This is a genomic window from Moorena sp. SIO3I8 (genome assembly GCF_010692325.1).
Taxonomy (GTDB): Bacteria; Cyanobacteriota; Cyanobacteriia; order Cyanobacteriales; family Coleofasciculaceae; genus Moorena.
In genome coordinates this window covers 1-1697 of sequence record NZ_JAAHHW010000340.1, presented here as the reverse complement: position 1 = coordinate 1697, position 1697 = coordinate 1, and the positions used below count along the sequence as shown (strand labels likewise).

The window sequence follows — 1697 nt, the reverse complement described above, 5'->3', positions numbered from 1 at the left end:
TTTGGGTATTTTGCCCGTAAAAATTGAGCTTGTCGATCGAGGTCATCCCGTTGGGAGTAGGTAGAGACTCTTGCATAGCAGACAATGGGCTTAATCTGCGGAGTTTCTCCTTCGACACAGAACCGCCTTTGATTCCCTTTTGTCCTGATACTGTCGAGTCTCCCCTCTTTGTCCCACCGCCTAAGAGTTGAGATCGAGACTCCGAGGTGCTCGGCTGCCTCTTTTGGAGTGACATATTTTTTCATTGACCGTGAACCTTACTAAATCTAGTATACTTAACTTTAGTAAGGTTTGCTAAGGCTTAGTAAGATATCTGGCTAATAGTTACACCTCCTGAATAATCTCCAACGGTCCACCAAATTGGGTACCAAAGGTTGGTAAACCAGAAATCATGGATTCCAAAATTGTTAGACCAAAGGCTTCAAACAGGGCTGGCTGCACAAAAATACCATGACGGTCAGCAATCACCCGATAGACTTCACCACAGTCACTTTTTGATAAGCGGACCCCTAACCAGCGGATCTTGCCGTAGAGATTATACTCCTCAATAATCTGGTAAAGCTTGACAATTTCTGCCTTTTCTTCGCTGTCGCTGGAGTCTTCAGTGCGCAAGTTACCCGCAATTAAAATCAAGTTACAGCGTTCCTGCAACTTTCGACTCTTACCAAAGCACTCCGCTAATCCAGTCAGGTTCTTAATGCGGTCAAGACGAGCCATGGAAAAAATCGGGCGCTTGTTAGGATAATCCAGTTTGCCAAACACCTGGGCCTCGTCGTCTAGGGTAAACAGCAATTCATCCAACCGCTTAATATCACTAGCTACTCGCCCTTGAGTGCGGGTGTAGGGGAAGAAGACAGTTTCATTTACTCCCGGTGGCACTACATTAAACTTCGCAGAGAATAACTCAATGCCATTAATCACATGATACAGGTCTGGCATGGTGAAGTTCTGGTAAGACTCATACTGACCCACACTATCAGCAGTACCCACAATTTCCTGATAGGTACTGCTGATAATAAAATTAGCCGCATTCATGGCAATTAAATCAGCAGTAAATTGCAGGGAGAAGTGGTATTGCTGTTCTGAGTCTTGCCAGTACAGGTTACTAAATAGGTATTTGGACTTTTCTAGGGCATGGGCAATATTGCACTGGGTAACTTTCAACCGTCGCGCCAGCAGGAACGCTACTAGATTACCATCGGAATAGTTTCCTACAATCAGGTCGGGACGACCTTGGAATTCTCCTAGCAGTTCCTTTTCGGCATCGATGGCGTAGGTTTCTAGATACGGCCAAATCTCAAACCGAGAAATCCAATCCTGGGTAACTTTCGGATTGAACTCTCGAAACGGTACCCGTAAAATCCAGGCATTTTCTGTACCGTTAACTTTCTCTAACCGTTCATTACACCGAGTTCCATCATTGTTGGGGATTAAGCGGGTGAGAATGATCACCTTAGGCTGAATGTTTAATCCCGCCAGAGTCAGGTTTTCTTGCAACTGCTTTTCTAAACTCTTAGCTTGGTCAAGGACATATACCACTTGACCCCCTGTATCTGGACGTCCTAATACCCCTTCTTGTCCAAACCAGCCGTGAACCGATACCAGGACAATCCGGAAAATCATTGGGATGCGGGAGAGAAACTGTTCCAATGCCCCATCATCCGGTTCATCAATCAATTCATCCAGCATTGCCAAGA

General features: G+C 45.4%; 2 protein-coding genes. Both read right to left on the bottom strand.

Features of this window, described 5'->3' with window-relative positions; genetic code table 11:
- The coding region (locus tag F6K51_RS36810) for a MerR family DNA-binding transcriptional regulator (RefSeq protein ID WP_293031000.1) at nucleotides 1-245 on the bottom strand (245 nt) is incomplete at its 3' end.
- A 79-nt stretch (nucleotides 246-324) separates the two neighbouring features.
- The coding region (locus tag F6K51_RS36805) for a sucrose synthase (RefSeq protein WP_293030997.1) at nucleotides 325-1697 on the bottom strand (1373 nt) is incomplete at its 5' end.